The organism is Streptomyces sp. NPDC031554 (assembly GCF_055580685.1).
On the sequence record NZ_JBVIKX010000006.1, the window covers coordinates 124,839 to 131,730 of the forward strand.

The 6,892-nt window shown below is 71.6% G+C and carries 7 protein-coding genes; all 7 read right to left on the reverse strand.

Going from position 1 to position 6,892, the window contains the following annotated elements; translation table 11 throughout:
- Window positions 1-76: 76 nt before the first annotated feature.
- A complete protein-coding gene (locus ACZ5FU_RS17855) occupies window positions 77-625 on the reverse strand; it encodes an adenine phosphoribosyltransferase (RefSeq protein ID WP_451531011.1) in 549 nt (182 codons plus the stop codon).
- A complete protein-coding gene (gene secF, locus ACZ5FU_RS17860; protein WP_468645556.1) occupies window positions 622-1,746 on the reverse strand; it encodes a protein translocase subunit SecF in 1,125 nt (374 codons plus the stop codon). Before secF ends, ACZ5FU_RS17855 begins: the two co-directional genes overlap by 4 nt.
- Window positions 1,747-1,749: 3 nt before the next feature.
- On the reverse strand, window positions 1,750-3,510 hold the full coding sequence (secD, locus tag ACZ5FU_RS17865; RefSeq protein WP_451531013.1) for a protein translocase subunit SecD: 1,761 nt from the start codon (window positions 3,508-3,510) through the stop codon (window positions 1,750-1,752).
- A 136-nt stretch (window positions 3,511-3,646) separates the two neighbouring features.
- The gene (gene yajC, locus ACZ5FU_RS17870; RefSeq protein WP_451531014.1) at window positions 3,647-4,153 is read right to left on the reverse strand and encodes a preprotein translocase subunit YajC; all 507 of its coding nucleotides are present in this window, start codon (window positions 4,151-4,153) and stop codon (window positions 3,647-3,649) included.
- Between the two features lie 187 nt (window positions 4,154-4,340).
- Window positions 4,341-5,435, reverse strand: coding sequence for a Holliday junction branch migration DNA helicase RuvB (gene ruvB, locus ACZ5FU_RS17875; protein ID WP_468645554.1), 1,095 nt, complete (start codon window positions 5,433-5,435; stop codon window positions 4,341-4,343).
- 26 nt (window positions 5,436-5,461) lie between these two features.
- Window positions 5,462-6,067 carry a Holliday junction branch migration protein RuvA gene (gene ruvA / locus ACZ5FU_RS17880; protein WP_451531016.1) on the reverse strand — a complete coding sequence of 202 codons (606 nt, stop codon included), beginning with the start codon at window positions 6,065-6,067 and terminating at the stop codon, window positions 5,462-5,464.
- Window positions 6,064-6,594, reverse strand: a complete 531-nt coding sequence (gene ruvC / locus ACZ5FU_RS17885; protein WP_451531017.1) for a crossover junction endodeoxyribonuclease RuvC — start codon at window positions 6,592-6,594, stop codon at window positions 6,064-6,066. Before ruvC ends, ruvA begins: the two co-directional genes overlap by 4 nt.
- Window positions 6,595-6,892 lie beyond the last annotated feature (298 nt).

The window sequence follows — 6,892 nt, forward strand, 5'->3', positions numbered from 1 at the left end:
GCGCCGGATTCCTCCGGGCCCGCCCGTCTGCCGTACGGCGGTCGTCATGCCGTGCCGGTCGTGCGTGACAGCGCTGTCAGACCGTGAGGAGCGCCTCCAGCGGGGCTCCGTCCAGTGCCGCCTCCAGGCGGGCCCGGCCGTCGAGGAAGCCCAGCTCCATGAGGACGGCGACGCCCGAGACCTCGGCGCCGGCGCGGTGGATGAGCTGGATCGACGCCTCGGCGGTGCCGCCGGTGGCGAGGACGTCGTCGACGATCAGAATGCGGTCGTCGGCACTGAGGTCCTCGGCGTGGATCTCGATCTCGGCCGAGCCGTACTCCAGGTCGTAGGCCTGGGCGAGGGTGGCTCCGGGGAGCTTGCCCGCCTTGCGCACGGGGACGAAGCCGAGGCCGGCCCGGACGGCGACGGGAGCGCCCAGGATGAAGCCGCGGGCCTCCAGGCCGACGACCTTGGTGGCACCGGTGCGCACGGCGATCTCCGCGAACGCCCCGGTGAGCGCGGCGAACGCCGCCGGGTCCGCGAGCAGCGGCGTGATGTCCTTGAACATCACGCCCGGCTCCGGGTAGTCGGCCACGTCGCGGATGCGGCTGAGCAGCAGCGTCGTGAGGTCGGTGGTCTCGGTCATCGGCGCTTCCCCGAAGGACGGCCGCGGCCGCGGCTGCGGGACGAGGGCTGGGTGCGGGGGCCGACGACGGCCGTCTCGGCGTCCCCGGAGTCCTCGGGGTTCTCCTCACGCCCGTCGTGGCCGTACCGCCGCGCGGGCTCCTCGTCGGTGTGCGACTGGGCGCGCTTGGCGAGGACGCGCTTCCTCAGGGCCCTGATCTGCGGCTCGCGTTCCTTGAGGTCGGCGACGAGCGGGGTGGCGATGAAGATCGAGGAGTAGGCACCGGCGGCCAGGCCGACGAACAGCGACAGCGAGATGTCGTTGAGCGTGCCCGCGCCGAGGAAGCCGCCGCCGATGAACAGCAGGCCCGCGACCGGGAGGAGCGCGACCACCGTGGTGTTGACGGAACGCACCAGGGTGCCGTTGATCGAGCGGTTGGCGATCTCGCTGTAGGTGAAGCGGGTCTGCTTCGTGAGGTCCTTCGTCTGTTCCTTGAGGGAGTCGAAGACGACGACCGTGTCGTACAGGGAGTAGCCGAGGATGGTCAGCAGACCGATCACCGTGCCCGGCGTGACCTCGAAGCCGACGAGGGCGTAGATGCCGACGGTGATGGTGATGTCGTGGATCAGGGCGATGAGCGCCGCGACGGCCATGCGCCACTCGAAGGCGATCGCCAGGTAGATCACGACCAGCACCATGAAGATCGCCAGGCCCTGCCAGGCCTTGTTGGCGATCTGGTCGCCCCAGCTGGGGCCGACCAGATCGGCGGCGATCGTCTCGGGGTCGACCTTGAACTCCTGGGCCAGGTCCTCCTTGACCTTGTCGGACTGCTTGGTGTCCATGCCGGCGATCTGGATGCGCAGCGAGCCGTCGCCGAGCTTCTGCACGACCGCCGGGTGGCCCGCCGCCTCCTCCGCGGCGGTCTCGGCCTGCGAGACGGAGACGGAGGTGTTCTTGGCGGTGGTGAAGACGGCACCGCCCTGGAAGTCGATGCCCATGTTCAGGCCGCGGACCGCCAGGCCGAGGATGGCCGTGATCGTGATCAGGATCGAGATGCCGTACCAGATCTTGCGGTGACCGATGAAGTCGTAGCTGATCTCACCACGGTGCAGTCGGGCGCCGATGCTGCCGAGTTTCGACATCGCTCACGCCTCCTTCGTCTCGACGGGACCGGCGGCAGGACCGGAGGGACGGCGGGTGCGGCGCAGCGGCGGCTTGGCGCCCAGGCTCTTCGGGTCGAGGCCGGACCACTTGTGGCCGCCGGCGAAGAACTTGCGGCGCGCGATCAGCGTCATGAGCGGCTTGGTGAAGAAGAAGACCACGACCACGTCGAGGACGGTGGTCAGGCCGAGCGTGAACGCGAAGCCCTGGACCTTGCCGACGGTGACCAGGAACAGCACCGCGGCGGCGAGGAACGACACGAAGTCGGAGACCAGGATGGTGCGCCGCGCCCGGGGCCAGGCCCGCTCGACCGCGGGACGCAGGGAGCGGCCCTCGCGGATCTCGTCCCGGACCCGTTCGAAGTACACGATGAACGAGTCCGCGGTGATGCCGATGGCGACGATGGCGCCGCAGACGGCCGGCAGGTTGAGGGCGAAGTGGATGGTCGGGCCGAGCAGCGACATGATGACGTACGTCAGCGCGGCGGAGACCAGCAGCGAGGCGATCGCGATGAGCGACAGGCCGCGGTAGTAGGCCACCAGGTAGACGATGACCAGGCCGAGGCCGATGGCGCCCGCGATCAGGCCGGCGCGGAGCTGGTCGCCGCCGAGCGCGGCGGTCACGGTCTGGACGCTCGACTCCTCGAAGCTGAGCGGCAGCGCGCCGTACGACAGCATGTTGGCGAGGTTCTGGGCCTCCTCCTGCTGGAAGCTGCCGGAGATCTGGGCCTGGCCGCCGGCGATGGAGGAGCTGACGTAGGGGCTGGAGACGACCTCGCCGTCGAGGACGATGCCGAACTGGTTCTGCGGCTGCTGGTTCTGGGCGAGCTGACCCGTGATGTCCGCGAACTTCTTCGCGCCCTTGGAGTCGAACTTCATGTTGACCTGCCAGCCGGCGGCACCCTGGGTGTCGTAGATCGCCTTGGCCTCGTCGACCTCGGTGCCGTCGACGGCGGCCGGGCCGAGCAGGTACTTGTACCAGACGCCGTCGATGTCGCCGCAGGCCACGGTGGTGTCGGCGGGCTTGACGCCCTCGCCGAGACCGGAGCGCTGCGACTGCTTGCTGCAGTCCAGGGCGGCGTACTTCGCCTGGAGGGCGGTCTCGTCGGTGGTGCCGCCCGCGGAAGCCGAGGGGCTGGCGGAGGCGGCGGCGCTCGTGGAGGGCGACGGCGTGGAGTCGGCCTTCAGGGCGTCGGTGACGGCACGGCCCTGGGAGGTGGCGGAGGCCGACGGGGAGGCCGAGGAGGAGGCCTTCTCACCTGCCGAGGCGCTCGCGGAGGGGCTCGCGGAGGCGGCCGGGGAACCGCTGGCCGAGGGGCTCGGCGAGCCGCTCGCGACGGCACCGGTGGGCTCGCTGGCCAGGACCGGGCGGAAGTACAGCTTGGCGGTGGTGCCGACCTGCGCCCGGGCTTCCTTGGAGTTGATGCCCTTGGGGATGTTCACGATGATGTTGCGGTCGCCCTGGGTCTGCACCTCCGCCTCGGAGACGCCGAGACCGTTGACACGGCGGTTCATGATCTCGACCGCGGTGTCCATGTTGGCCTTGTTGATCGCGGACCCTTGGTCGGCCTTCGCCTGGAGCGTGATGCTCGTACCGCCGGCAAGGTCGATGCCGAGACGCGGAGTCGTGTGGCCGGAGAGGAACATGCCTCCGGTGAGCCCCACGATGGCGATCAGGATCAGGGCCAGCGAGCGCCACGGCTTGCTCTGGGCACTCGCGCTCCGGCCCTTCTTAGGTGCTGCCACCTTCTCGTACTCCCTCTCGGGCCGCCTCGCGCCGGGTCAGCGCGGCAGCGGCCATGACATGGTGTCGGGATCCCCTACGTGCGAGATTGCGCGCGCCCGGGGTGCGCGGGACGGGCCCGCGCACCCCGGGTCGTGGCTACTTCTTCGCGTCGGAGTCGCCGTCGGTCTTCTTCGGCTCTTCGTCGGCCTCGGCAGCGGCGGTCTCCTCGGCCTCGTTCTTCGTGCCGGGCTCCTCGTCCTTCTTGCCGAGGTCGACGGGCCGCTCGTCGGAGGCGGCGGCAGCGTCGTCGGACCCGTCGGTCCCGGTGAGGGAGGATGCGTCGTCCGGGACGACGCCGGCGTCGGACTTCAGGTCGTGCTCGATGCCGTGGACGATGCGGTTGTACTCGTCGTCCGTCAGCACGGCGCCGATCGAGTTCTTCGCGAAGAGCAGGTCCACACCCGGGCCGGCGTCGAGGAGGACCGTGTCCTCGTTGACCTCCTTGACCGTCGCGTACATGCCCCCGATCGTGCGGACACCGCTGCCGGGCTGCATCTGGTTGCGCATGTCCACGGCCTGCTGCTGCTTCTTCTTCGCCGACCGGGTCATCAGGAACATGGCCCCGATGAGCACGATGAACGGGAGGAGGGTCACGAGACTCACGGGTCGGTACTTCCTTCACGCGACCGCGATGGTGAGCGGCCTGATGGTTGGGGGGAGGTGCGCTGCCGACAAGGGCGGCATCGGCGGAGTCTAAGCGAGTCCGCGTGCAGGGAACAACGCTCAGCATGGCACCAGGGTTCCTGGTGCCGCCATCACCGCGTCCGATCCCGGGCGGACGCCCGGGCGCTCACGCCCCGAACAGGTCCTGTTGTCCGTTTCCCGCGGTGGCGGGGCGGGGCGGGGCCAGGTCCAGGTGGGTCCAGGCGGCGGGGGTCGCGACCCGGCCGCGGGGCGTGCGGGCGAGCAGGCCCTCGCGGACGAGGAAGGGTTCGGCGACCTCCTCGACGGTCTCGCGCTCCTCCCCCACCGCGACGGCGAGCGTGGACAGGCCGACCGGTCCGCCGCCGAACAGCTTCAGCAGGGCGGTGAGGACCGCGCGGTCGAGGCGGTCGAGACCGCGGGCGTCGACCTCGTAGACCTTCAGCGCGGCTTCCGCGATCTCGCGGGTGATCCCGCCGTCGGCCTTGACCTGGGCGTAGTCCCGGACGCGGCGCAGCAGGCGGTTGGCGATGCGGGGCGTGCCGCGGGAGCGGCCGGCGATCTCGGCGGCGCCGTGGGTGTCGATCTCGACGTCGAGGAGGTTCGCCGAGCGGCGGATCACCCGCTCCAGCTCGGTCGGTTCGTAGAACTCCATGTGCGCGGTGAAGCCGAAGCGGTCGCGCAGCGGGGGCGGCAGCAGGCCCGCGCGCGTGGTGGCGCCGACCAGCGTGAAGGGGGGCAGCTCCAGGGGGATGGCGGTGGCGCCGGGGCCCTTGCCGACGATGACGTCGACGCGGAAGTCCTCCATCGCCATGTAGAGCATCTCCTCGGCGGGCCGGGACATGCGGTGTATCTCGTCGAGGAAGAGGACCTCGCCCTCCTGGAGGGAGGAGAGGATCGCGGCGAGGTCGCCCGCGTGCTGGATGGCGGGGCCGCTGGTGATCCGGATCGGGGCGCCCATCTCGGCCGCGATGATCATGGAGAGGGTGGTCTTGCCGAGGCCGGGGGCGCCGGAGAGCAGCACGTGGTCGGCGGTGGCGCCGCGCGCGCGTGCGGCGCGCAGGACGAGGTCGAGCTGTTCGCGGACCTTCTCCTGGCCGATGAACTCGCCCAGGTCCTTGGGGCGCAGGGCGGCCTCGACGGCCTGGTCCTCGCCGTCGGCGACAGAGCCCACCAGCCGCTCCGCGGCGGGGCCGGTGAGCTCCTCGTCGGCGGTCGCGTCGGTCGGGTCGTCCCAGTTCATGTGGTGTGCCTCGGGGATGTAGGGGGTCAGCGGGCTCGGTTGAGGGTCTGCAGCGCCGCCTTGAGGAGCTGGCCGACCGGGGGTGTGCCACCGGCGGCCTCGGCCTGCGGCGCGACCGCGGTCACGGCCTCCTCGGCCTCGCGGGTCGCGTACCCGAGGCCGATCAGGGCCGCGTGCAGCTGGTCGCGCCAGCCCTGGGTGACGGGGGTGCCGACGGCGGGGGCGCCGGTCGGCTCGCCGAGGCGGTCCTTCAGCTCCAGCAGGAGCTTCTGGGCCCCCTTCTTGCCGATGCCGGGGACGGCGACGAGGGCCTTCTCGTCACCGGTGGCGACGGCTCGCCGCAGGGCGTCCGGCGCGTGGACGGCCAGCATCGCCTGGGCGAGGCGGGGGCCGACCCCGCTCGCGGTCTGGAGCAGCTCGAAGACCTGACGCTCGTCGTCGTCGGCGAAGCCGTACAGCGTCAGGGAGTCCTCGCGGACGACCAGGGAGGTGGCGAGTCTGGCCTCCCGGCCCGTGCGCAGGCCCGAGAGCGTGTTCGGCGTGCACTGGACGGCGATGCCGATGCCGCCCACCTCGACCACCGCGGAGTCGGGGGCGAGGGCGGCGACCGGTCCGCTCACGAAGGCGATCATCCCGTACGGCCTTTCGATGTGTGCAGGGCGACGGCCTGCTGGAGTCGGTTCTGCGCGGGGGCGCGCCAGATGTGGCAGATGGCCAGGGCGAGGGCGTCCGCGGCGTCGGCGGGCCTGGGAGGTGCGTCGAGCCGGAGCAGCCGGGTCACCATGGCCCCGACCTGGGCCTTGTCGGCGCGACCGCTTCCGGTGACGGCCGCCTTGACCTCGCTGGGGGTGTGCAGGGCGACCGGTGTGCCGCGGCGTGCGGCACACAGCATGGCGACGGCGCTGGCCTGGGCGGTGCCCATGACCGTGCGCACGTTGTGCTGGCTGAACACCCGCTCCACGGCGACGAATTCGGGACGGTATTCGTCCAGCCACCGCTCGATGCCCTGTTCGACGGCGACCAGGCGCTGTCCCAGCTCGGCGTCCGCGGGTGTCCGCACGACACCGACGCCGAGCATGGTGAGCGGCCGGCCCGCGACGCCCTCGACGACGCCCACGCCGCATCGCGTGAGGCCGGGGTCCACCCCGAGTACGCGCACGTGCCCTCTCCTCCTCGTCCGGACCGGCGCCCGGACCTTCGGGCTCCGGCCCTCGCGACCATCTTCTCGCGTCCGGGCCGGTACGGCCGACGGCCGTGACCGGTGATCTCCGGTGATCTCCGGTGATCTCCGATGGTCGCCAGGCTATCCGCCGGCACTGACAACGCCGTCGGGGGGGGGGGGGGGGGGCCCCCCCCCCCCCCGGGGCGGGGCGTACGCCCCGTCCCCGGCAGACGCCGCGCCGCGACCCCGCGGCCATGTACCAGTACCAGGGCGGGGACTAGGATTTGGGGGAATA

What these genes read in the sequence shown, in the direction of transcription:
- ruvB (WP_468645554.1), bottom strand. Translation starts at nt 5,435, where the DNA reads ATGAACTGGGACGACCCGACCGACGCGACCGCCGACGAGGAGCTCACC.
- ruvA (WP_451531016.1), bottom strand. Translation starts at nt 6,067, where the DNA reads ATGATCGCCTTCGTGAGCGGACCGGTCGCCGCCCTCGCCCCCGACTCC.
- secF (WP_468645556.1), bottom strand. Translation starts at nt 1,746, where the DNA reads ATGTCGAAACTCGGCAGCATCGGCGCCCGACTGCACCGTGGTGAGATC.
- ACZ5FU_RS17855 (WP_451531011.1), bottom strand. Translation starts at nt 625, where the DNA reads ATGACCGAGACCACCGACCTCACGACGCTGCTGCTCAGCCGCATCCGC.